Source organism: Paenibacillus swuensis (assembly GCF_001644605.1).
Lineage (GTDB): Bacteria > Bacillota > Bacilli > Paenibacillales > DY6 > Paenibacillus_N > Paenibacillus_N swuensis.
The window spans coordinates 1,693,205-1,717,744 of sequence record NZ_CP011388.1; the positions used below are offsets into that span (position 1 = coordinate 1,693,205).

At 48.6% G+C, this 24,540-nt stretch carries 18 protein-coding genes, 10 tRNA genes and 2 rRNA genes; 5 read left to right on the forward strand and 25 right to left on the reverse strand.

Annotated features, from left to right (window positions below):
* Window positions 1-3: 3 nt before the first annotated feature.
* From SY83_RS07405 to SY83_RS07475, 15 genes are all read right to left on the reverse strand, one after another.
* Window positions 4-87: transfer RNA gene (locus SY83_RS07405), tRNA-Leu, on the reverse strand.
* Window positions 88-101: 14 nt separating this feature from the next.
* Window positions 102-177: transfer RNA gene (locus SY83_RS07410), tRNA-His, on the reverse strand.
* 33 nt (window positions 178-210) lie between these two features.
* Window positions 211-287: transfer RNA gene (locus SY83_RS07415), tRNA-Asp, on the reverse strand.
* 87 nt (window positions 288-374) lie between these two features.
* Window positions 375-448, reverse strand: a tRNA-Met gene (locus tag SY83_RS07420).
* Between the two features lie 16 nt (window positions 449-464).
* A tRNA-Glu gene (locus SY83_RS07425) sits at window positions 465-539 on the reverse strand.
* Between the two features lie 62 nt (window positions 540-601).
* Window positions 602-689 (reverse strand) — tRNA-Ser (locus SY83_RS07430).
* Window positions 690-702: 13 nt separating this feature from the next.
* A tRNA-Met gene (locus SY83_RS07435) sits at window positions 703-779 on the reverse strand.
* An 11-nt stretch (window positions 780-790) separates the two neighbouring features.
* Window positions 791-876, reverse strand: a tRNA-Ser gene (locus SY83_RS07440).
* A gap of 21 nt (window positions 877-897) precedes the next feature.
* A tRNA-Asn gene (locus SY83_RS07445) sits at window positions 898-970 on the reverse strand.
* A gap of 6 nt (window positions 971-976) precedes the next feature.
* Window positions 977-1,052 (reverse strand) — tRNA-Ala (locus SY83_RS07450).
* 171 nt (window positions 1,053-1,223) lie between these two features.
* Window positions 1,224-4,151, reverse strand: a 23S ribosomal RNA gene (locus SY83_RS07455).
* A gap of 237 nt (window positions 4,152-4,388) precedes the next feature.
* Window positions 4,389-5,944, reverse strand: a 16S ribosomal RNA gene (locus tag SY83_RS07460).
* The 16S and 23S rRNA genes sit together here with 10 tRNA genes alongside, the layout of an rRNA operon.
* Window positions 5,945-6,310: 366 nt before the next feature.
* Window positions 6,311-7,090, reverse strand: a complete 780-nt coding sequence (locus SY83_RS07465; RefSeq protein ID WP_068605610.1) for an SDR family NAD(P)-dependent oxidoreductase — start codon at window positions 7,088-7,090, stop codon at window positions 6,311-6,313.
* Window positions 7,091-7,170: 80 nt separating this feature from the next.
* Window positions 7,171-7,629: a chemotaxis protein CheX gene (locus tag SY83_RS07470; protein WP_068605613.1), complete on the reverse strand. Its 459-nt coding sequence runs from the start codon at window positions 7,627-7,629 to the stop codon at window positions 7,171-7,173.
* A gap of 151 nt (window positions 7,630-7,780) precedes the next feature.
* A complete protein-coding gene (locus tag SY83_RS07475; protein WP_331709993.1) occupies window positions 7,781-9,130 on the reverse strand; it encodes an MFS transporter in 1,350 nt (449 codons plus the stop codon).
* A gap of 115 nt (window positions 9,131-9,245) precedes the next feature.
* Between SY83_RS07475 and SY83_RS07480 the strand changes: the two genes are divergently transcribed.
* Window positions 9,246-10,148, forward strand: coding sequence for a LysR family transcriptional regulator (locus SY83_RS07480; protein ID WP_068605615.1), 903 nt, complete (start codon window positions 9,246-9,248; stop codon window positions 10,146-10,148).
* 69 nt (window positions 10,149-10,217) lie between these two features.
* Window positions 10,218-11,024, forward strand: coding sequence for a histidinol-phosphatase (locus SY83_RS07485; RefSeq protein WP_068605617.1), 807 nt, complete (start codon window positions 10,218-10,220; stop codon window positions 11,022-11,024).
* 63 nt (window positions 11,025-11,087) lie between these two features.
* Here SY83_RS07485 and SY83_RS07490 read toward each other — a convergent pair whose 3' ends face one another.
* Window positions 11,088-12,014, reverse strand: coding sequence for a cell wall hydrolase (locus SY83_RS07490; RefSeq protein WP_197479990.1), 927 nt, complete (start codon window positions 12,012-12,014; stop codon window positions 11,088-11,090).
* A gap of 331 nt (window positions 12,015-12,345) precedes the next feature.
* Here SY83_RS07490 and SY83_RS07495 point away from each other — a divergent pair, with 331 nt between their 5' ends.
* Window positions 12,346-13,299: a cation diffusion facilitator family transporter gene (locus SY83_RS07495; RefSeq protein ID WP_068610977.1), complete on the forward strand. Its 954-nt coding sequence runs from the start codon at window positions 12,346-12,348 to the stop codon at window positions 13,297-13,299.
* Window positions 13,296-14,156, forward strand: a complete 861-nt coding sequence (locus tag SY83_RS07500) for an EamA family transporter (RefSeq protein ID WP_231891395.1) — start codon at window positions 13,296-13,298, stop codon at window positions 14,154-14,156. Before SY83_RS07495 ends, SY83_RS07500 begins: the two co-directional genes overlap by 4 nt.
* A 63-nt stretch (window positions 14,157-14,219) precedes the next feature.
* On the opposite strand, the gene SY83_RS07505 is transcribed toward SY83_RS07500, so the two are convergent.
* From SY83_RS07505 to SY83_RS07525, 6 genes are all read right to left on the reverse strand, one after another.
* On the reverse strand, window positions 14,220-15,152 hold the full coding sequence (locus tag SY83_RS07505; protein WP_068605623.1) for a DMT family transporter: 933 nt from the start codon (window positions 15,150-15,152) through the stop codon (window positions 14,220-14,222).
* 655 nt (window positions 15,153-15,807) lie between these two features.
* Window positions 15,808-16,461 (reverse strand): helix-turn-helix domain-containing protein, encoded by a 654-nt coding sequence (locus tag SY83_RS07510; RefSeq protein ID WP_068605624.1) that lies wholly within the window; start codon window positions 16,459-16,461, stop codon window positions 15,808-15,810.
* A gap of 135 nt (window positions 16,462-16,596) precedes the next feature.
* Window positions 16,597-16,761 (reverse strand): hypothetical protein, encoded by a 165-nt coding sequence (locus tag SY83_RS23040; RefSeq protein ID WP_157279811.1) that lies wholly within the window; start codon window positions 16,759-16,761, stop codon window positions 16,597-16,599.
* 27 nt (window positions 16,762-16,788) lie between these two features.
* Entirely contained in the window at window positions 16,789-17,559 is a 771-nt protein-coding gene (sdhB, locus tag SY83_RS07515; RefSeq protein ID WP_068605626.1) for a succinate dehydrogenase iron-sulfur subunit, read from the reverse strand.
* Window positions 17,560-17,564: 5 nt separating this feature from the next.
* Entirely contained in the window at window positions 17,565-19,313 is a 1,749-nt protein-coding gene (gene sdhA / locus SY83_RS07520; protein WP_068605628.1) for a succinate dehydrogenase flavoprotein subunit, read from the reverse strand.
* Between the two features lie 19 nt (window positions 19,314-19,332).
* Window positions 19,333-19,998 carry a succinate dehydrogenase cytochrome b558 subunit gene (locus tag SY83_RS07525; RefSeq protein ID WP_068605630.1) on the reverse strand — a complete coding sequence of 222 codons (666 nt, stop codon included), beginning with the start codon at window positions 19,996-19,998 and terminating at the stop codon, window positions 19,333-19,335.
* A 252-nt stretch (window positions 19,999-20,250) separates the two neighbouring features.
* On the opposite strand from SY83_RS07525, the gene SY83_RS07530 reads away from it, so the two are divergent.
* Window positions 20,251-21,138: a LysR family transcriptional regulator gene (locus SY83_RS07530; protein WP_068605632.1), complete on the forward strand. Its 888-nt coding sequence runs from the start codon at window positions 20,251-20,253 to the stop codon at window positions 21,136-21,138.
* Window positions 21,139-21,163: 25 nt separating this feature from the next.
* Here SY83_RS07530 and SY83_RS07535 read toward each other — a convergent pair whose 3' ends face one another.
* The 3 genes from SY83_RS07535 to SY83_RS07545 are packed head-to-tail and all read right to left on the reverse strand — an operon-like array spanning window position 21,164 to window position 24,469.
* Entirely contained in the window at window positions 21,164-22,417 is a 1,254-nt protein-coding gene (locus SY83_RS07535; protein WP_068605634.1) for a cation:proton antiporter, read from the reverse strand.
* A gap of 36 nt (window positions 22,418-22,453) precedes the next feature.
* Complete coding sequence (locus SY83_RS07540) at window positions 22,454-23,116, reverse strand: potassium channel family protein (RefSeq protein ID WP_068605635.1); 663 nt, start codon at window positions 23,114-23,116, stop codon at window positions 22,454-22,456.
* Between the two features lie 12 nt (window positions 23,117-23,128).
* The gene (locus SY83_RS07545) at window positions 23,129-24,469 is read right to left on the reverse strand and encodes a TrkH family potassium uptake protein (RefSeq protein WP_068605637.1); all 1,341 of its coding nucleotides are present in this window, start codon (window positions 24,467-24,469) and stop codon (window positions 23,129-23,131) included.
* Window positions 24,470-24,540: the final 71 nt, after the last annotated feature.

A 24,540-nucleotide genomic window follows, 5' to 3' on the forward strand; every position in this document is an offset into this window, starting at 1 on the left:
GAATGGTGCGCGTGGAGGGACTTGAACCCCCACGCCATAGGCGCTAGATCCTAAGTCTAGTGCGTCTGCCAATTCCGCCACACGCGCACAGGTGATATAAATGGGGCGATCGATGGGACTTGAACCCACGAATGCCAGAGCCACAGACTGGTGCGTTAACCCCTTCGCCACGACCGCCATAATATCATATTTATTTGAGTTAAAGGTTAATGGCGGAGCCGACGGGATTCGAACCCGCGGTCTCCTGCGTGACAGGCAGGCATGTTAGGCCTCTACACCACGGCTCCACACTATAAAATCTTCATCCCCTAAAGGGGTCCCCACAAAGTATTCGGAATGAGCTTCAGAGCTTATCTTCACTTTGTGGGGTTGAATTGCGGGGGCAGGATTTGAACCTGCGGCCTTCGGGTTATGAGCCCGACGAGCTACCGAGCTGCTCCACCCCGCGTCATTATTAATCTAAATGGTGACCCGTAGGGGATTCGAACCCCTGTTACCTCCGTGAAAGGGAGGTGTCTTAACCCCTTGACCAACGGGCCTTGAATCTTAATGCTTCATCGAACCCTGAGGGTTCAAATCCCTAGTAGTGAAGTATAATCTACGGAGAGAGAGGGATTCGAACCCTCGCACCGCTTGCGCAGTCTAACCCCTTAGCAGAGGGTCCCCTTGAGCCACTTGGGTATCTCCCCATAATGAAAAGTATGGTAGCGGCGAAGGGGATCGAACCCCCGACCTTACGGGTATGAACCGTACGCTCTAGCCAGCTGAGCTACACCGCCATAATTCTGTACGGAGAGGGTGGGATTCGAACCCACGTGGACTTGCGCCCTAACGGTTTTCAAGACCGCCCCGTTATGACCACTTCGGTACCTCTCCGTATAAGCTTATAAAAGGATACTCCCCGAACAGGACTCGAACCTGTGACAACTCGATTAACAGTCGAGTGCTCTACCAACTGAGCTATCAGGGAACATCATGGTGGAGCCAAGCGGGATCGAACCGCTGACCTCCTGCTTGCAAGGCAGGCGCTCTCCCAGCTGAGCTATGGCCCCGTGTTAAAACCACCGGATGAACCGGCTATCAGGCATGAAGACACCGCCAAGTGTCTCAGACCTAAAGTCCAACCTTGAGACAGGCTAGCTGCTCAATGCTGAAGCTTTATTCCCTGAAAACTGAATAGGAGTGAATGTAAAACTACGCGTTCACCTGTTAATTCAGGTAGTTTGGATAAGCCCTCGACCGATTAGTATTCGTCAGCTCCATGCATTGCTGCACTTCCACCCCGAACCTATCAACCTCGTCGTCTTCAAGGGGTCTTACTAAATTGGGAAATCTCATCTTGAGGGGGGCTTCGCGCTTAGATGCTTTCAGCGCTTATCCCGTCCGTACATAGCTACCCAGCGATGCCTCTGGCGAGACAACTGGTACACCAGCGGTACGTCCATCCCGGTCCTCTCGTACTAAGGACAGCTCCTCTCAAATTTCCTGCGCCCACGACAGATAGGGACCGAACTGTCTCACGACGTTCTGAACCCAGCTCGCGTACCGCTTTAATGGGCGAACAGCCCAACCCTTGGGACCTACTTCAGCCCCAGGATGCGATGAGCCGACATCGAGGTGCCAAACCTCCCCGTCGATGTGGACTCTTGGGGGAGATAAGCCTGTTATCCCCAGGGTAGCTTTTATCCGTTGAGCGATGGCCCTTCCATGCGGTACCACCGGATCACTAAGCCCGACTTTCGTCCCTGCTCGACCTGTATGTCTCGCAGTCAAGCTCCCTTATGCCTTTGCACTCTTCGAATGATTTCCAACCATTCTGAGGGAACCTTGGGGCGCCTCCGTTACTCTTTAGGAGGCGACCGCCCCAGTCAAACTGCCCACCTGACACTGTCCCTCACCCGGTTTCACGGGCGCAGGTTAGAACTCCGATACGATCAGGGTGGTATCCCAACGGCGCCTCCGGCGAAGCTTGCGCTCCGCCTTCTCAGGCTCCCACCTATCCTGTACAGATCGTACCAAAGTCCAATATCAAGCTGCAGTAAAGCTCCATGGGGTCTTTCCGTCTTGTCGCGGGTAACCTGCATCTTCACAGGTATTAAAATTTCACCGGATCTCTCGTTGAGACAGCGCCCAAGTCGTTACGCCATTCGTGCGGGTCAGAATTTACCTGACAAGGAATTTCGCTACCTTAGGACCGTTATAGTTACGGCCGCCGTTTACTGGGGCTTCGGTTCACAGCTTCGGACTAGTCCTAACCGCTCCCCTTAACCTTCCAGCACCGGGCAGGCGTCAGCCCGTATACTTCGCCTTACGGCTTCGCACAGACCTGTGTTTTTGCTAAACAGTCGCTTGGGCCTTTTCACTGCGGCCCCCTCGGGCTATTCACCCTACCGAGGCACCCCTTCTCCCGAAGTTACGGGGTCATTTTGCCGAGTTCCTTAACGAGAGTTCTTCCGCGCGCCTTAGAATACTCTTCTCGCCTACCTGTGTCGGTTTGCGGTACGGGCACCATCACCTGGCTAGAGGCTTTTCTCGGCAGCCAGAGTACATGTTCTTCGCTACTTATATTTCGCTCCCCATCACAGCCCAGCCTTACGATGTGCGGATTTACCTACACATCAGCCTCACTGCTTGGACGGACACTTCCATCAGTCCGCAACGTTCCCCTTCTGCGTCACCCCATTGCTCATAACGGCTTACGGTGGTACAGGAATATCAACCTGTTGTCCTTCGACTACGCCTTTCGGCCTCGCCTTAGGTCCCGACTAACCCTGAGCGGACGAGCCTTCCTCAGGAATCCTTAGGCTTTCGGCGGACAAGATTCTCACTTGTCTTTTCGTTACTTATACCGGCATTCTCACTTGTATGCTGTCCAGCGCTCCTTACGGTACACCTTCAACCCACATACAACGCTCCCCTACCACTGATCTTACGATCAATCCATAGCTTCGGTGGCGTGTTTAGCCCCGTTACATTTTCGGCGCAGAGTCACTCGACCAGTGAGCTATTACGCACTCTTTAAATGGTGGCTGCTTCTAAGCCAACATCCTGGTTGTCTGTGCAACTCCACATCCTTTCCCACTTAACACACACTTGGGGACCTTAGCTGATGGTCTGGGCTGTTTCCCTCTTGACGATGGATCTTAGCACTCACCGTCTGACTCCTGGCTATAAGTCTATGGCATTCGGAGTTTGACTGAGCTTGGTAACCCTTGGCGGGCCCCGCACCCAATCAGTGCTCTACCTCCACGACTCTAGAATCCAAGGCTAGCCCTAAAGCTATTTCGGGGAGAACCAGCTATCTCCGAGTTCGATTGGAATTTCTCCGCTACCCCCACCTCATCCCCGCATTTTTCAACATGCGTGGGTTCGGGCCTCCAGTGAGTGTTACCTCACCTTCACCCTGGACAGGGGTAGATCACTCGGTTTCGGGTCTACACCCACGTACTTAGTCGCCCTATTCAGACTCGCTTTCGCTGCGGCTACGGCTTCTCACCTTAACCTTGCACGTGAACATAACTCGCCGGTTCATTCTACAAAAGGCACGCCATCACCCATAGATCGGGCTCTGACTTTTTGTAAGCACACGGTTTCAGGTTCTATTTCACTCCGCTCCCGCGGTCCTTTTCACCTTTCCCTCACGGTACTGCTTCACTATCGGTCGCTAGGAAGTATTTAGCCTTACCAGATGGTCCTGGCGGATTCATACGGGGTTTCACGTGTCCCGCACTACTCGGGATCCGTCTCGGAGAGAATGGACTTTAGGCTACAGGGCTGTTACCTGCTATGGCGGGCCTTTCCAGACCTCTTCGCTTAACCCATTCCTTTGTAACTCCATGTGAGACGTCCCACAACCCCGGTAAGCAAGCTTACCGGTTTAGGCTCCTCCGCGTTCGCTCGCCGCTACTGACGGAATCACTATTGTTTTCTCTTCCTCAGGGTACTTAGATGTTTCAGTTCCCCTGGTATGCCTCTTCTCAACCTATGAATTCAGTTAAGAGTGACTGTACATTACTACAGCCGGGTTTCCCCATTCGGACATCCCCGGATCAAAGCCTGCTTACGGCTCCCCGAGGCATTTCGTCGTTCGCCACGTCCTTCTTCGGCTCCTAGCGCCTAGGCATCCTCCGTGTGCTCTTAGTAGCTTATCCTTGTGCTCCGGTTTCCGAAGAAACCTTCGCCTCTAAGCATTAAGATTAGAGATGTAACTAGCGGATCTTACGATCCTTGCGTTGTTTACACATTCATTCACTATCCAGTTTTCAAGGAACAAAACAAAACATACTGAAAGGGTTTAACCTTTCAAAACTGAACTTGAGCGAATAAGCGGTTGTGCGAGCACTGCTCGCTTATGATCCGACGGCCTACAGCCGTCATGATCTCCATAGAAAGGAGGTGATCCAGCCGCACCTTCCGATACGGCTACCTTGTTACGACTTCACCCCAATCATCTACCCCACCTTCGGCGGCTGGCTCCCTTGCGGGTTACCCCACCGACTTCGGGTGTTGTAAACTCTCGTGGTGTGACGGGCGGTGTGTACAAGACCCGGGAACGTATTCACCGCGGCATGCTGATCCGCGATTACTAGCAATTCCGACTTCATGCAGGCGAGTTGCAGCCTGCAATCCGAACTGAGACCGGCTTTTATAAGATTGGCTCCACCTCGCGGCTTCGCTTCCCGTTGTACCGGCCATTGTAGTACGTGTGTAGCCCAGGTCATAAGGGGCATGATGATTTGACGTCATCCCCACCTTCCTCCGGTTTGTCACCGGCAGTCATCCTAGAGTGCCCATCATTACATGCTGGCAACTAAGATCAAGGGTTGCGCTCGTTGCGGGACTTAACCCAACATCTCACGACACGAGCTGACGACAACCATGCACCACCTGTCTCCTCTGTCCCGAAGGCCTACGCTGTCTCCAACGTATTCAGAGGGATGTCAAGACCTGGTAAGGTTCTTCGCGTTGCTTCGAATTAAACCACATACTCCACTGCTTGTGCGGGTCCCCGTCAATTCCTTTGAGTTTCACTCTTGCGAGCGTACTCCCCAGGCGGAATGCTTAATGTGTTAACTTCGGCACCAAGGGTATCGAAACCCCTAACACCTAGCATTCATCGTTTACGGCGTGGACTACCAGGGTATCTAATCCTGTTTGCTCCCCACGCTTTCGCGCCTCAGCGTCAGTTATAGGCCAGAAAGTCGCCTTCGCCACTGGTGTTCCTCCACATCTCTACGCATTTCACCGCTACACGTGGAATTCCACTTTCCTCTCCTACACTCAAGTCTTGCAGTTTCCGGTGCGATCCAGGGTTGAGCCCTGGAATTAAACACTAGACTTACAAAACCGCCTGCGCGCGCTTTACGCCCAATAATTCCGGACAACGCTTGCCCCCTACGTATTACCGCGGCTGCTGGCACGTAGTTAGCCGGGGCTTTCTTCTCAGGTACCGTCACCCGAAGAGCAGTTACTCTCCTCGGCGTTCTTCCCTGGCAACAGAGCTTTACGATCCGAAAACCTTCATCACTCACGCGGCGTTGCTCCGTCAGACTTTCGTCCATTGCGGAAGATTCCCTACTGCTGCCTCCCGTAGGAGTCTGGGCCGTGTCTCAGTCCCAGTGTGGCCGATCACCCTCTCAGGTCGGCTACGCATCGTCGCCTTGGTGAGCCGTTACCTCACCAACTAGCTAATGCGCCGCAGGCCCATCTGTAAGCAGCAGATTGCTCCGCTTTTCCCAGTTCTCTCATGCAAAAGAACCGTGTATCCGGTCTTAGCTACCGTTTCCGGTAGTTATCCCGATCTTACAGGCAGGTTACCTACGTGTTACTCACCCGTCCGCCGCTGAGCATCAGAGAAGCAAGCTTCTCATCAACTCCGCTCGACTTGCATGTATTAGGCACGCCGCCAGCGTTCGTCCTGAGCCAGGATCAAACTCTCCATAATAGAAAGACTGACTTGCTCATTCTTGCTGATTACTCAGCATAGCTGACATTTATTTAAATCACTGTCCGTGATTTCACAAGTAAACTTGTGAATTGCTTATTCGCTCAATGTTCAGTTTTCAAAGATCAAACATTCTCTATTGCATCACCGCATTAACTCCTCGGCAACAGAATCTTAATTTATCACATTCTCGGGAAGTTTGCAAGCATTAATTTTCTTAATGTTGTTTGCTTCCTTCGTTGTCCAACTCGCGTTCTCTGCGGCCGGACTTATAATATATCAAGTTTGCCAACTGAATACAACAGGTATTTTATGACAATCGGAATACATCAACTCGCCATGCGCAGACTATTTATAATCAATTCCTTATTTGCGATTTAGGAAACGTTCCCCCACCCTGTCAATCCATCTAGGAAACAATGAATACAACCTGAACCCCCAACCCGCAAGCAAAGGTAAATCAATCTCGTCCCGGCCACCCTCTATTGTCTTCACAATCGCCGCAGCCACTTGCTCGGGACGCAGAGCTATCTTACCTACCTTTTTAAGATAACGTCCGGAAGGGTCTGCCTGATCCAGAAAAGCCGTAGCTACCGGACCCGGGTTCACAGCGGACACCTGAATGCCCGATTTCCGCAACTCATGACGCAATCCGTTCGTAAAGCCCAATACAGCATGTTTCGTTGCCGCATATCCCGCTGCTTTGGCGGTTGCCATCTTACCAGCCATGGATGCCACATTCACAATGTGCCCCTTACCTTGAGCTGCCATGAATGGCAATACCGCCTTAGTGCACCTTACCGTCCCCATATAATTAACATCCATCATTTCTTCAAATGATTCCATACTGCAATCCGTCACACTTTCAAAAATCCCGAATCCAGCATTGTTCACCCATACGTCTATCGTTCCATATTGTTGAAAAATCCGGTTCGTTACCGTTACGATATCTTCATAAGAAGCGACATCGATGTTATAAATTCCGAATTGATTTCCTTTCAATCTCTCAGCGACGGACTTCATGCCAGCCATGTTTCTCCCGGTTAATACAGGAATCGCTCCTCTGGCAGACACAAGAACGGCCGTTTCCGCCCCGATCCCTCCTGATGCTCCTGTAATAACTACAATCTTTCCTGTTAAATCCATCCTATATTCCCCCGTGGCAAAGAAAAAAGCAGCCTGCCTGTATTATCAGGTTGCCGCTTTTCAACGTCATTGCGTTTATTCTATGTAATTAATACTTGAATATCAAGTTCGCCAATGCCTTCAATCATTAAGGGAATGGTCAATGCTTTCTTCGGTGTGAAGCCTGCTGCCGTTGCGGATTGCACAATCTTCGGCGGAGTAATATCAACACGCACGCCCTGATTAAACAGCATTGTGCTCGCATTGCCGCTAATCATATTGCCCAATTCGCTGATGGCGCTTTGTGTCAGCTCGTCCATCTCGGTAATCTGAAAGCCGCCCATCATAGCGGAAACGAGCTTCAAGGCTACTTCCTCATGAAGTCCGAATACGATATCTCCGGTCATCTGTCCCGTCATGCCGATCTGAATCCACACGTACTTCTCAACAAACTTAACATCTTTAATTCCTAATTGCCCTGTAGAAGGACGAATATTCACGACTTGCTCGATTACGACCTTAGCAGACTCCAAAAACGGATTAATGTATTCAGCTTTCATTACAAAAGGTGCCCCTTTTCGACAAGATTCGCTACCCACCCGTATGGATGACTGAGTTCATTATACTTAAATTTTTCCAATAAGTATAGAACAAAAGTCGCATATATTCTCTTTTTCGTTCGGTTTACGCTTGTCGAATGGTGTAAAAGATCTACATCGATAATTCCTGAGACTTATTTGTCTCCTTCCGATCTGACATAACGGCCTCTTGCTCCCCTTTTTCCAAATTAACACGATAAAGTAAAGCAATCCCTATAATAAAGAACAGCAGCAACGAAAGTATGGCGATTCGGGTAGAGCCGGTAAGTTGAGCCGCCAATGCAAAGACGAAAGGTCCGACCATTGCTGAAAATTTACTGGAAACACTCAGAAAACCAAAAAATTCTGCATTCCGACCCGCGGGCACCAATCGGCTGAAGATGGATCTTGCGATGGCCTGACTTCCTCCCTGCACCGTGCCTACCATAAACGCCAACAAATAAAAGTGAACGGCTGAAGTCATGTAATAACCCAGCATAACAATTAACATATATACTCCTAATGAAAGATACAACGATTTCTTGGAGCCAAGACGCTCCGCTAACTTACCGAACAGGATTGCAAAAGGAAAACCGACGAATTGCGTAATCAGCAATGCTTTGATCAGATCTCCCGTATCAATACCGATTCCTCTGCCATAAATGGTAGCCATTGAAATAATGGTAGAGATCCCATCGCTGAAAAACCAGAACGCGATCATATATTTAAGCAATTCAGGATATTGCTTTATTTGTTTGAATGTTACAATGAGTCTCCGCCAGCCCACAGTGGCATATTCCGTCCAACGCTTCCCTGATTCCAGCGGAACATCCTTCATATGCCGGAAAATCGGCAAGGAGAATCCGAACCACCATAAGCCTACGGTTATGAAAGACCACTGAGTCGCCGCTGTGCTGTTCGTAAGTCCGAACCATCCCGGCTGCTGGATCATGGCCAAGTTGAGGGCCAACAAGATACCTCCGCCGATATAACCATAGGCATACCCTCTGGACGAAACCCGATCGCGCTCTTCTTTAGGAGCAACATCAGGTAACAGCGCGTCATAGAACGTATTTCCACCGGTATACCCGATGGTGCCGATAATCAGCAGAACCGACGCCAGTATATAATCTCCCTTACCTACAAACGCGAAACAGAAGCTTGCCAGGATTCCAATCATGGAAAATAAACGTAAGAACCACACTTTGCGTCCCGTATAATCCGCGATTGCCCCCAACAAAGGAGCGAGAACGGCCACAAGGAACATCGCCAAGGATTGCGAATAACCCCAATAAACTTCCGCCTTGGATCCTAATGCGACGCCTGCAACATCTTTATAGTAGATGGGTAATACTGCAGCAATCATCGTCGTGGCATAAGCAGAGTTCGCCCAATCGTACATAACCCAGCTTCGCACCGCTTTATTATTCATTCCGGCATCTCCCTTTTTCTCAATGGCTCCCTCACCCGTACGGTACGTCATGAACATTCGACAGGATTGACTCGTTTCCTTTTGACACGAATGTTAAGTTATTCTTATAATTATATTTATAGATATATGGACGTTTGATAAATAAAGTTTTTGGAGGGAGACGCTTTTGAATATAAACCAGCTGGAGACTTTAATTACGATTTCCAAAACCATGAGCTTTCGCAAAGCAGGTGAAATTCTTAACTTGACCCAGCCTGCTGTTTCCGCGCAAATTAAAAGTCTGGAAGATGAGTTCAAGACCGTATTAGTTGATCGTAATCAACCTGTGACGTTAACGGACAGGGGTCAGGTGTTCCTGGATCATGCTGTCCAAATTCTGCAGGTTGTGGATGAGCTGAAGCAGAAGTTATCGGATTTGGACCAGATTCCGCAAGGTCACATTCACCTGGGTACGACCACATCCATCGCGATTCAAATTCTTCCCAGAGTCCTTTCCTATTTCCAGAATCAGTTTCCGTTAATCAAGACGACGATTCATTCCCTGAACTCTTCCCAGATTATGGCCAATGTCGAGAGCGGGGTTGTGGATTTGGGCATCGGCTACCTGCATGACAAGATTCCCGGACTTGAAACATCCGTGCTTTATTATGATACGTTTGAACTTGTGGTCTCTCCGGATCACCCTATGAGCCATCTTCGTCATACCACAGCGGACAACCTGAAGGATATCCCCTTCATTATGTTGGCGCAAGATTCGGCGGGAAGAAAGTTTGCGGATCAGATGTTCAAGAAATTCAGTATCGTGCCCAATATCGTAATGGAGCTGTCATCCAGTGAAGAAGTCAAGCGTATGGTAGAACTCAACTTGGGCGCTGCCATCATATCCAAGCTCTCCATCGCCACTGAACTGCGTTTGGGCACACTGAAAGCCATTCAGGTAAATGAATTACAAGTGAGTCATCCTGTGGGTATTATATATAAGTCAGGACGATATCTGAACTCGGCCATGCAACAATTTTTGAGCGATCTGAAAGGGATGCCTGAAACGCAATTTATTGGCTCTGAATAGGTATGGGCTTATTTTGCAGGTAATCCGGAAATCCTAAATCCATATGACCTTAGAATCGGAGGAAGCGGCATGAAATTTGATCTTCATACTCATCACGATCGCTGCGGGCACGCGCAAGGCGAAATCCGCGATTATATCGAAGCAGGCATTCGCAACGGTTTGCAAGTCATCGGCATCTCGGATCACTCTCCTTATTTCGGAAGCAGCACCGATCGACCACAGCCGGGCATCGCCATGGCAAAGAGTGAATTTCCCAACTATGTTAAGGAAGTTCTCAGGCTTAAAGAGGAGTACCAAGGGAAAATTGAAGTTCTGCTTGGCATGGAATCCGACTTTTTTCCTGAACATTTGGAGAGCTATCGTAAAGTATATGATCAATATCCGTTCGATTATATTATCGGATCCGTTCATCTGTCCGGCGGCGTCAGCATATTCAACAAAAAACGTTGGAAAGGATTGACCGATCAGGATCAAATTCTACATAAAGAAGAATATTATGATCTGATTGCCCAGTCCGCTCGAAGCGGCGCTTTTCAGATTCTCGGCCATATTGATGCGATGAAAGGCTACTACCCTGCATTCACGGACATTCAAACAGAAGCGGTGGAGAAAACCATTCAAATCATTGGGGAGCATGATCTTGCCATTGAAATTAACACCTCAGGTAAAACAAAAGATGTCGGCGGCTGGTATCCGTCTGATACCATGCTAGAGCTCTGTTTACATTACGGCGTGCACGTAACCTTCGGCTCCGACTCCCATATTCCTGGACGCGTTGGCGATGACTGGGAGGAAGTTCGCGCGAAGCTTAAAGAGATCGGTTATAAGGAATGGGTGTTTTTCCGTCAAAAGAAAATGGTGAGCGTTGCTCTGTAAATATGTAAATCAAAAAAAACCGTCAACTCTCCGATATGGATTCCGGAGGTTAACGGTTTTTCTTTAGGATAAGAAGCGGTGTCCGCCGATATCGGTTACGAAATCCAGACTTTCAAGAAATGGGCTGCGGACCGCGGACGGGTTATAGAAGAATACGGCTTGGGGAACATAATTCACGCCACCAAGCGCTTGCTGTGCCGCGGACAGTGAGTCGGCGCTCGGTACTTTACGATCAATGGCGCCATTGGCCACGACTTCGAATTGATTATGAGCGTAGATCACGTCTCGAATCGAATCCGGGAAACGCGGATCTTCAACCCGGTTCATGACCACATTACCTACGGCAACTTTCCCCTTCATGGGCTCACCACCGGCTTCGGACTCGATTAATTTGGCCAGCAACAAAAATTCTTTCATATGTTTCTGGTGTTCCATCAATCGGGGTATCACGATTTTGAGCTCCTGTCCCGTGTAAAGCGCGTCACTATTTAAGCTATTACGTTCTTTCAGCCATTTTGCCGGAATGTTTAATTCTTGACTGATGGATTTCAAGGTATCGCCTGCTTGCACAACATATAAGGGTACGTCCTCGAAAGAAACCGTTCCTTCCTCAACGCTCCACTCGGCTGACTTGTGCATGAGTTCGGCTGCGTCCCGGACCGGCAGATAGGTTCTGCCTTCCTTCATTACCAGTCGGGTATCCGTCATATAAACTTTGTTGTTAAACGCCATACTGTATTTATTTAAAGTTTGCGAGTAAACATCTCCGGCAGCGGTGCGTAAGGTTAATTTACCCTTAGTCTTGTCCCACTGCGCCTTCGCTTCGCCATGTTCAACAACGTAACGGATCGGAACGTACAGTCGATTATTTTCCATATAGGCGCCTTCTTCAAGCTGCAATTCAGGACTTTTCACTGTATTCAGCTTAGGCATTTCAGCCGTGGCCTGAAAAGGTACAGTAGCCAAAATTACAACCAACAGCATCAACATGGGTAATTTTCGAATGGTCATTCCCTCCTTAGCTTTTAAATATTTTGTTATATTAACACAGATACTGGGAGAGGGGAGGGACTAAATAATGGTAAGTAACTTTTTGGGGACAAAAAAAAGCTGCCACAAGGGCAGCGGGCAACCTAACGGAGGTCGCCGAGTCATATATTAAAAGGGGGTCTTGTGATTACTATAACCTCTTAACATTATGAGAACATCACAGGTATATTTCAGTTCTGTAACAAAACAGGAAATCGGGTGATTGATTGCGGGAATGACCAATATTGCGTATAATTTTGTTAGATTTGATCCTGAACGTGGAGCTGATAAGATGTATGATTTTCACCACCAGAGCCATGTGAAGACGCAATCCCGGTCCAAGCGGACATTGTGGATCACCTTGATTCTGACCCTCTTCTTTACGATTGTTGAAATTATCGGAGGACTCTTATCCAACTCCCTTGCCTTGTTGTCCGATTCCGCCCATATGATCTCGGATGTCATTGCGCTGGGACTTAGTATGACAGCCATCTATATGGCCACCCGCCCGCCTAATGCGCGGTTTACGTTCGGGTACTTGCGCTTCGAAATTATCGCTTCATTCTTGAACGGTTTGGCATTGGCGATCATAGCGATCGGGATATTTATCGAGGGGATTCGCCGATTTTTTAATCCCGAGGAAATTGATTTGCGGTTAATGTTAACGATTGCCGTCATCGGGTTTATCGTTAATCTGGTACTGACCATAGTACTGAGCCGCAGTATGAAGGAAGAAGAAAACCTCAACGTTCAAAGCGCCCTGTGGCACTTTATCGGAGATTTGTTAAGCTCGCTCGGTGTTATCGTCTCGGCAATTATCATCTATTTTACGGGATTGAAATTTTTTGATCCGTTGATCTCGATGGTTATCGGCGTCATCATCTTTACCGGCGGATACAAAATTCTACGGGAGGCCACACTGATTCTGATGGAATCCGTTCCGGAGCATTTTGATTTGGATGAAATTCGGGCAGCCATCTCCCAGGTTGAGGGTGTCGAAGATGTTCATGAAATGCATCTTTGGGCCATTTCTTCGGATCACTACTCACTAACGGCTCATGTATTTATTGATAATAAAATTCAACCGTTCTGTATCATCCTGGCCATTAATGAAACATTGCAAAGTAAATACGGTATTACACATTCCACCATTCAGATGGAAGAAGCCAATATCCATCCTCACGGAGAATACGGGAAGGAATTCCTCAAACAGAAACAGTTGGAGGCTAATGAAACTAACAAATGATATGGTTTATAGCTGCGATCGGCAGTGCCGTCCTATTCGGCACCGCCGGTTTTTTTATGAAAGTAAGTCAGATGAAGCAAGGTTCCATGCCTCACATGCTTCTCGGCTTGTATACCGCGGGGTCAGTCGGATTCCTTGTCAACGCATGGGTTGAAGGCAGCCTGGACTGGGGGAACGGCGAATATTGGCTCGCAGGGCTCATCATTGGAGTCGGCTCCGCTTTTGGCAACGTCGTCTTTATGAAAGCGCTGGATCACGGACCTGCCAGCCTGACCTCTCCGCTGATGAACTTGAATATACTAGTTGTCGTCCTGCTGTCCACTGTGGTGTATCATGAGCCCGTAGGTTTGTTCGAATCCATTGGTGTCGTCTTGTTGTTAGGGGGGGCTGTATTGCTTTCTATGCGCAGAGGCGGAAGTGATTCGTCTGTAAGTCCTTTATGGTTTGTGCTGGTAATGCTCGCTGTGTTGCTGTTCGCCATACGAAACGGCGGGCTGAAAGTAACCGCTGCGCTGGGTCTTGAGAATACCCCGATTCTGTTCATCAGTTACTTCTTATCGGTGTTCTGGTTCGCCTTTGCTGCACGCAGGTTGAGACTGCGCGGTGAGACAACTGCTATTACCCGTAAGACCGGCTGGATCTGGGGGTTGTTAACCGGCCTATTCTCATACGGCGGACTTCAGTTATATTCGCTTGCCTTGCAGAATTGGAAAGCAAGTATCGTCGCACCTATCTTCTCCGCCAACGGATTGATTATGGTGCTTGGATCGACTTGGATCTATAAGGAACGGTTAACCGGTAAGCAAAAAATAGCCCTGATGTTGTTACTGGCCGGATTAATCACGATAAGATTATGAGAAACGCCCAAACCTTGTGGTTTGGGCGTTTGATTTTTGGACCAATGGGAGATATTGTGTTGTTTAAGCGTTAGATTCCTTGATTGCAGGCTGTCTGTTTACAATAATGATACCGGCTACTACCAGTGCTAAGGATAAAAGAATAATCATATGAACGGGTTCACCCAACATCACAGCGGCCAGAAACACCCCGAACACCGGAATCAGGAATAAATACATGGAAACGGATCCTACTTTATTGAATTTCATGACGTTATTCCAAAGTACGAATCCTCCAGCGGACAAGAAAGCTAGATAAAGCAGCATCCATGCGGCTTTCAAGGTGAAAACGAAAGGTGTCAGTCCAGCGACTGTCGCTCCAACCACGATCAGCGCCAAGCCGCCAATGAGCATTTGCCAGGAGGTCATGTATAGAATGTTCATGTCCTTGGCTTCATTCTTGGCTACCACGTTCCCTAACCCGCCGAAAAACATAGCGGCAAGCAGAAGTATTTCACCGAAACCGAATTGCAGGTTAAATCCTTCCTCCGTCAATCCTACGGAAAGGATGCCCAGGAAACCCAGGATGATACCGAGCACTTTACGGAGGGTCATGGCGTCATTTTTGTACATAAAATGGGCAATCAGAATTTGGAAAAACGAAGTCGCTCCCGCGATAATGGAACCTTGAATGCCTGTGGACATGCTGATGCCGATATATAGAAACACATATTGCAAAAAGGTTTGAAAAAGCGCCAGCTTGCTCAGGCCTTTCCAAGTGCCTCGGACATACTTGACCGGCTGCTTCATCAGCGCCATAAACGCGAAAATCAGCAAGCCCGCCAGCACAAAACGGTATCCCGCAAACAACATCTGGCCGAATGTGTCTGAGCCTCCGATTTGCAGCTCGGCATAGCTTAATTTAATAAAGGGGAACGCTGTTCCCCATAAGAAGGTCGCGGCAGTGGCCGACCCGATAATCCCTAAGGGATGGGTGAAGAATTTCTCTGCTGTCATGATGTGTGTACCGCCTTTGTCTTCAGTTGATTGTGTTATTGTATCCGAACCTGTGAGGAAAGAAAAGCCCCCTGTGTGTGGGTATGGGGGTTGGAAACATGAAGGTGCGCGGGGAGAGTTTAAGTGTAGTAGTGTGCGAGGTGGCAGATGTGTGGGATAACCGGGACTTTGGGGCAGGATTAGTTAAATGCACGGGTGTGTGCGGCGGTAGTTATTGTGTTGGGTGGGTGGAGTAATCAGAGTTGTGTGGTGCAGCATTCGTCTAGGTAAACTGGAGTGCGGCGGTGGTTATTGTGTTGGGTGGGTGGAGTAATCAGAGTTGTGTGGTGCAGCATTCGTCTAGGTAAACTGGAGTGCAGCGGTGGTTATTGTGTTGGGTGGGTGGAGTAATCAGAGTTGTGTGGTGCAACATTCGTCTAGGTAAACTGGATTGCGGCGGTGGTACTGTGTTGGGTGGGTGAAATTAATAAACTAATAAAATTAACGTAATAAAATTACGTTATTTTAAAAAAACATTAAATAGCGTAGTTTTATTACGTTAATATTGGAGAATTTGTTAATATTGGCTTAAACCTCAATATTTATTGCAAAATAGCAAAGAATAATTACGTTATATTACTTGTAATTTTAAATAGCGTAGAATAATTACGTTAACTTAATTTTTATAAATATTTGCAATCTTATAAGCTCGTACACGTACAACACCTGAAGCAGGTTCTAGCAACTTGAGTTCTACCAAGTCTTTAAGAATTATTCTTGCCGTATGAGTACATACATTAAGCTCTTTGGCAACATCTTCTGGTTTTACAGCTTTCTGCTCCTTTAAAGTAAAGCGAAGTACAGCAGATTGTTGTATCGTTAGACCCTGTTCTATTTTACGATCCACCCCGTAAAACTTCCCTATCCATTGCTGCACCAACTGTTGATATTGTCTTGGCGCGTCCTTAATGATGTCATAAGAAAATCGCAGCACTTTCCAATCATCCATCACCAAGTGGTTCTGGCGTAACAGACGATCGGCAAATGTGTATCTGTCTAGATTCCGATGATGATGACCGAAGGAATCGACTTCGATACATACTTTGTGCGGCGGACGTAGATAAGCAAAATCCAGAAACCTAACCCCGTCTCTGAAATCATTTACCTCATACTCGGGCTGCAAATAATCAAAGTTACCTAAAGCCGGCCACCATACTCTCTCCAGAAACATCATCTCCGCGTGACCATGTTCCTTTAGTTTTCTTCTGCGTTCCCCTGTTGCTTCTTCCGTTTGTTGCCCTAACCAATCACTATAACTCTTTTCAAACACTCTTCTCCCTCCAAAACAATTCGCCTTTAAGCAAAATCACGATTTACTTAATCTACATAATTCGACCTGTTTCTCACCATCCCTTTGTTAGTGTTAGCGAACATTGAAATACCGTGGCTGGTAAAACCATTACGGTTATAGTTGCGATTGCAGTTGCAGTTGCAGTTGCAGTTGCAGTTGCAGTTGCGGTTGCAGTTTACAGTTGCGGTTGCGGTTGCGGTTGCGGTTGCGGTTGCGATTGCAGTTGCGGTCGAGCGGCGGCGTTACCAGAATATCAACACAAAAAAACCGCCCTCCCACAGGGAGAACGGCTCCAAACATGGCGGCTTACATGCCCAGCCATTTCTTGAACATATGCTTCGTCGTATCCGCGTTAATCGCGGCAATGGACGTTGTTAACGGGATGCCTTTCGGACAAGAGCGCACGCAGTTTTGCGAGTTGCCGCAACCCTCGATGCCGCCGTCCTCCATCAAGGTTTCCAGGCGCTCCGACTTGTTCATCTCACCCGTTGGGTGAGCGTTGAACAGGCGCACTTGGGAAACAGCCGCGGGGCCGATGAACGAACTGCGGTCGTTCACGTTAGGGCAAGACTCCAGGCAAACGCCGCAAGTCATGCACTTGGACAGCTCGTAAGCCCACTGACGCTTCGTTTCCGCCATCCGCGGACCCGGTCCAAGGTCATAGGTGCCATCGATCGGAATCCACGCTTTAACACGCTTCAGCGCGTTAAACATCCGGGAACGATCGATGACCAGGTCACGAACAACCGGGAACGTCTTCATCGGTTGTACCCGAATCGGCTGCTCCAGCTTGTCAACCAGCGCCGTACATGCTTGGCGCGGTTTACCGTTAATGACCATGGAGCAAGCGCCGCAAACCTCTTCGAGGCAGTTGGATTCCCAACAGACCGGAGTCGTTTCGCCGCCGCCCGCTTTCACGGGATTCCTCTGAATTTCCATGAATGCGGAAATGACGTTCATATTCGGACGGTACGGGATTTCGAATTCTTCCTGGTAGGAAGGTGAGTCCGGTTGATCCTGACGGGTTACGACGAACTTCACAGTCTTCTGTGTTTCCATAGTAGTCGTTTCAGCCATGTCGCTTAGTCCCCCTTCTTGGAATAATCGCGTTTACGCGGAGCGATTAACGATACATCCACTTCTTCGTATTCAAACACCGGACCGTTGTCGGTGAATTGGGCTTTCGTCGTTTTCAGGAAGTTCTCGTCATCACGCTCCGGGAAATCCGGTTTATAATGCGCGCCGCGGCTTTCATTCCGGTTTAGAGCACCGATAGTCATGACGCGGGCCAACTCCATCATATTCTTCAACTGACGCGTGAACGCCACGCCTTGATTGTTCCATTTGGCGGTGTCCGTCATGTTGATATTTTTGTAACGCTCAAGCAATTCCTGAATTTTGTTGTCCGTTTCCTGAAGCTTCTTGTTGTAGCGAACGACGGTCACGTTGTTCGTCATCCACTCGCCAAGCTCCTTGTGAAGAACGTACGCGTTCTCTTTGCCGTCCATCTTAAGCAAGCCCTCATACTTCTCGGTCTGCTTCTTCACTTCTCTCTCGAATACCGTGGAAGAGATATCTTCCGCCGATTTCTTCAAGCCGCGAATATATTCAATGGCCTTCGGTCCGGCCACCATACCGCCGAAGATCGCGGATACAAGCGAGTTCGCGCCGAGACGATTGGCACCGTGTTGAGAGTAATCGCACTCACCGGCAGCGAACAATCCAGGAATGTTGGTCATCTGATTATAATCGACCCATATACCGCCCATGGAATAATGCACGGCCGGGAAGATTTTCATCGGGATTTTGCGCGGATCGTCACCCATAAATTTCTCATAGATCTCGATAATACCGCCCAGTTTAATATCTAATTCTTTAGGGTCTTTGTGGGAAAGATCCAAATAAACCATGTTCTCGCCGTTGACACCCAGCTTCTGTTCAACGCATACATCGAAAATTTCGCGAGTCGCGATATCCCGCGGTACCAGGTTACCGTACGCCGGATATTTCTCCTCAAGGAAGTACCAAGGCTTGCCGTCTTTATAAGTCCAGATCCGGCCGCCTTCGCCCCGTGCGGATTCCGACATCAGACGAAGCTTGTCATCGCCAGGAATGGCCGTCGGGTGAATCTGAATAAATTCGCCGTTGGCGTAATAAACACCTTGCTGATAGACCGCACCTGCAGCCGTACCTGTGTTGATAACCGAGTTGGTGGATTTACCAAAGATAATTCCAGGACCGCCTGTCGCGAGAATAACGGCGTCGCCGGAGAAGGATGTAACTTGCATAGAACGTAAATCTTGAGCGGTAATACCTCGGCAGACACCGTCATCGTCCAATACCGCGCCTAAGAACTCCCAGCCTTCAAATTTATTAACCAAGCCCGCGGTTTCATAACGGCGCACTTGCTCATCCAGCGCGTACAGCAATTGTTGACCCGTTGTCGCACCCGCGAACGCCGTGCGGTGGAACAACGTGCCGCCGAAACGGCGGAAATCCAGCAACCCCTCAGGCGTACGGTTGAACATAACGCCCATCCGGTCCATCAGGTGAATGATGCCCGGCGCCGCGTCACACATCGCCTTCACCGGCGGTTGATTCGCCAGGAAGTCGCCGCCGTATACGGTGTCATCAAAGTGATTCCATGTGGAGTCGCCCTCACCCTTCGTATTTACCGCGCCGTTAATCCCGCCCTGCGCGCATACGGAGTGAGAACGTTTAACCGGCACTAACGAGAAGAGGTCGACATGAACGCCGGCTTCAGCCGCTTTTATGGTGGCCATTAAACCTGCCAGACCTCCACCTACTACGATTACTTTAGAATTAGCCATTGATTGCAGTTCCTCCCTCTTAAGCTATAAATTGAATCCCTTTCGCTGCCGTTTCAACGAATGAATCACTCGCAAACGCAGCTAGAGACATAATGAACATGACGGACAAAATGACGAATACGCCCATCCATACATAGGTGGATGCTTTCTGTGCGCGAGGGCCGACTGTAATGCCCCAAGATACCAGGAATGACCACATGCCGTTACAGAAATGGAACGATGCCGCCAAAATCCCGATTACGTAAAGAATAAAAATAACCGGATTGGACAACATTTCATGCATATGGTCGCCCAAGCCTTCATGTGTCACTTTACCGATCGCTACTTGGAATCTCGTTTCAAACAGATGCCAAACAACGAAAACAAACGTAACCACGCCGGTTATACGCTGCAACGTAAACATCAAGTTACGGGCGTAGCCATAGTTTGTTACATTGTTACGCGACTGGTAAGCCACATACAAGCCGTATACGCCGTGATACAGCAACGGCAGCCAGATGCCGAAGATTTCAAGCACCAGCACCAACGGAAGTCCGTTCAGAAACGCAACCGCTTCTATGAACCCCTCTTTGCCGCCCTCCACAGCCGCGAAATTGGTCAGCATATGCTCCACAATAAAGAAACCTAGCGGAATAACGCCGAGCAAGGAGTGCAATTTACGGGAATAATAAGAATTTCCTTTCATGAGTAGCTTTCCCCTTTCATTCTAAATGCCGTTTCATTCTAGTGCCGAAGCGTTTTCAAAACCAAAATTTATTGTACTTCGACTCGTCCCGATCGTCAATGATTTGTCACAATCCGCTGTCGAAATGCTTCATGCCGGACGAACATTGGTATATCATGCTTACTTCCCATGTTACTCTATTTTGCCTTATAATGAAATTGTTAATTACGTATTAGCCGTTATGCATTCTTGTTATATGGAGGGTTTTCACGCATGGATGAATTATTAGTTTTCGCAACGGTCGTGGAGCAAAGCTCGTTAAACAAAGCTTCACAACTGCTGAATTTATCCCAACCTGCCCTCTCGCGCAAAATCAGCAAACTGGAAGACCAGCTTGGCATCGAGCTGTTTGAGCGAATCGGCAGGAGGTTGGAGCTGACGCGGTTAGGACGGATCTGTTACGATTACGCGGTTCAGATTCGGGAGCTGCAACAACGTATGCAACTTGAAATTCAAACCTATAAAGCCGCAGGCACAGGCAAAATAACGATCGGTGCCAGCCTGACGACGCTGCAATCCACGCTGCCGGAGCTGATTACCCTCTTTCGTGACCATTACCCTGAAACCGAAATTAAGGCCGTTACCGGAAAAACACATGAAATCGTATCCTTGGTCAAAGAAAAGAAAGTGGATGTGGGTCTCATTGCCGCGGTCATTAACCAGTCGGATTTGGTGTGCGAGCCGCTTTTTGACGATCATCTGTGCCTGGTTCTGCCCCGCACCCATGATTATGTCAGGCGCAAAGAGCTTTCTCTCACCGATTTGAACGGCCTGCCCCTCATTTTGTTCTCCAAAGGAACCTGGTACCGCATCTTGACGGACGAGCTCTTCTTGCGCTATCGAATTACACCTGATGTCCATATGGAAATTGACTCGTTCGAGGCGATCACCCGACTTGTATCTACCTGTCACACCGCAACCTTGCTTCCTCAATCCTATGTCCGGCAGGACGTGCTTACAAATAACGGGCTCGTCATGCGCCAGATAGAAGAACTGGAGCAGACGGCCCGCACGACATCCATTATATATGGCGACTACGCTTCGCTGAACGAAACAGCGCGCCAATTAATCGCAAAAGCAAGAGAGTATTATCAAACCTGATAAAGGTAACCTCAGCAACTGGCAACTAGAGTCCAATCGTATCCTTCTCGCTCTTTACTTCGAGTCCAAGTTTGCGGGCCACATAAGCGGTCGTGCTGGCTTGGATCAAAATGGTCAGCAAGATTGCCATAAAAGTAACCGAAGCGATTACATCCGCATATTTGATGCCCAACCCAGCGACAATTCCCGCAAGAGCCGCCGGAATTACCCCCGTCTCACGCACCCACACCATAAACAGCATCTCTTGCGAGGTCCATTTGGCGATACGATCCGGGAGCGTTGAGCTATACACCGTCAAAGGACGAGCGATAAACATTAATACCAGAATTACTCCAAGACTCGGCCAAAGAAACTTGGCAATGAGGTCGAAGTTGACCTGACTGCCCAACAGAACGAAAATCAGCATTCGCATAATGACCGTCAAATTTTCCGAAAAGTGGCCCATTTCCGCCTGTTTCTCTTCCATTCGCAACCCAAACAGATGAGCATTCCCCCAGATTAAGCCTGCGGAAAATGTCGCCATAAACCCGCTTACCTTGAATGTATCGCCAAGAATATAGGCACCGATCGCGACAGTCAGCATCGCAATGGTCGTGTAATTCCGGAACCAACTTAAGCGAGTATGGGCTGTCAGCAGTGCGATCACGTAAGCAATGACACACCCGACCAGGATACCGCCAACAGCCGTTTTCACAAAATTCCAGACGGAAGCCCCCCACGAGAAGTCACCCCCGCCGCCTAAGATGATCGCCAGAATCGTAAATGTGAATATCGAGCCTGTCGCGTCGTTAAAAGCGGATTCGCTTTCGACCGTTTCGCGCACCTTCTCGCGGATCCGTACCTGTTTGAAGACCGGAATAATGGACGCGGGATCCGTGGAACAGATAATCGAAGCCAAGAGAAGCGCGTAAAGCCATTCCATGCCGAATAAATAATGCGCTGCCGTACCTACCACTGCCACGGTAATAAATACACCGGTCACACTCAGTAAACTGATCGTGATCCATACTTTGCGCAGATTCAGAAGGCGTATATTACGCCCCCCGTCAAATAAGATCAAGGCTGAGCCAAGCATTAAGATAAATTGATTCGTAAAGGAATTGCTGGATTCATGAACTATGTTCAACCCGGGGCCGACCAGTATGCCTGCCGCAATAAATAACACAACATCCGGGACCCTTAGAAGCGATGCCAGTTTACCGGAAATCATCCCCAGAACCAGAATAAATACAAGCAATAACAATACATGATGTATGAGCTCCGTCGTTTCCGATACCATAGCTTCACCTTCCGCTTCCTGTATACTCCTAATTCATTAGAACAATTCTTCTCGCTCAAAACGTTCGATTTCCGCATTCGTGCCGATAATGACCATCAGGTCTTTCTCATGAAGCACGTCGCTGGCCGTAGGTGCGATGTTGACACCGTCAGACTTGCGAAGCGCCACGATGCTGCAACCGTACTTCGCGCGAAGGTTCAGTTCCGCTAACGTGACCCCGTGAAGCTTGGACGGCACCTCCAGCTCGGCGATCGTATAATCCTTGGAGAGTTCGATGAAATCCAACAAATTGGGCGAAACGAGTTGATGAGCCACCCGTACCCCCATATCCCGCTCCGGATAAATAACACGGTCCACTCCGATTTTCTCCAACACCCGCCCATGAAGCTCCGTAAGCGCCTTCGCTACTACTTTCTTCACACCCAGATCCTTCAACAGGATGGCCGTCATAATACTTGCCTGAATATCGTTACCGATGGCCACCACGCCGCAATCGAAATTACGGACACCTAAAGACCGGAGAACTTCTTCATCTGTGGAATCCGCCACAACGGAGTGTGTGAGATATTCGCTCAGCGAGTCTATGATATGTTCATCCCGATCGATCCCCAACACTTCATAGCCTTGAATCACCAGTTCTTTAGCAAGCGATGTACCAAAGCGTCCCAATCCGATAATGACAAAAGACTTCATTTTCATAAATACGACTCCTTATCCAATAATGATTTTTCCTTCAGGATACCTGTAAAGCTCTTTCTCTTTGTTTGGTTGAATCGCATAGGCGAGTGTGAGCGGCCCCAACCGGCCTGCAAACATCATTAGCATAATCATGATTTTGCCGAATACGGTTAAATGAATGGTTAATCCCATGGACAGCCCCACCGTACCGAACGCGGAAGTAACTTCAAACAGAATCATCAGAAAGTTGTAATCCTCCGTCGTGGACAGAAGCATGGAAACAAAGATGACTAATATTAAAGCAAGCATTGTAATGGTCAGCGCTTTAAGCACCCGATCCTTCGCAAGCCTGTTGCGAAAGAGAACGATATCTTCTTTCCCGCGAATCATGGCAATAATCCCGGCGATCAAGGTAGTAAACGTTGTGGTCTTAATCCCGCCCCCTGTCGAACCAGGGGAAGCGCCGATAAACATTAAGATAATGATGAAGAATTGCGTCGCCTGCCGTAAACCGGCAATATCCAACGTGTTCGCTCCCGCCGTCCGGGGGGTAACCGATTGGAAGAACGATCCGAGTATTTTACCGCCAAAGCCAAGCGTCGCCAACGTCTTCGGATTGGAATACTCAAAGATGAAAATAACTAAAGCGCCGAATAAAATCAGGAACGCCGTACAACTCAGAACCACTTTCGTATGCAATGATAATTTACGGCGATTCCGATAATCCATGACGTCGGACATGACGATAAAGCCGATGCCTCCCAGAATAATTAAGGCCATGGCAACCGCGTTAATGACGAAATCATCAACGTAACCGGTCAAGCTCTTGTACTCGCCGAATAAATCGAACCCGGCATTGTTGAACATCGAGACGGCATGCCACATTCCGAAATAAGCGGCGCGTCCGAATGACATATCAAACGACCACCGAATTGTAAAGATAATAGCAGCAACAGCTTCAATCGTAAGGGAATAAATGATTACTTTACGAATTAATCTTACGATCCCTTCCATGGAACTCTGATTGAGGGCCTCTTGCAGAATAAGACGTTCACGAAGAGATATCCTCTTCTTTAACGCCAAAGCCACCAATGTAGCCATGGTCATAAATCCTAATCCCCCGACCTGGATCAGCAGCATAATCACGACTTGTCCAAAGGTGGAGAAATCCCTTCCCGTATCGGCCACGACCAGCCCCGTAACACAGGTTGCGGACGTGGAAGTAAATAAAGCATCAATAAAAGGCAGCGGTGCTTTTCCCGGGGCCGCGGAGACAGGAAGAGATAACAGAATCCCGCCTAACAAAATAATTAAAGCAAAGCCCGTAACCAGAATTCGCGGAGGACTCAGCTTCAACAGGTCCATATGTTTCATCAATGATCTTTCACCTCTTCGTTGTGTTGCTTTGCACAATCATTTCTAGTTTACTAACCTAGCCCGACAGG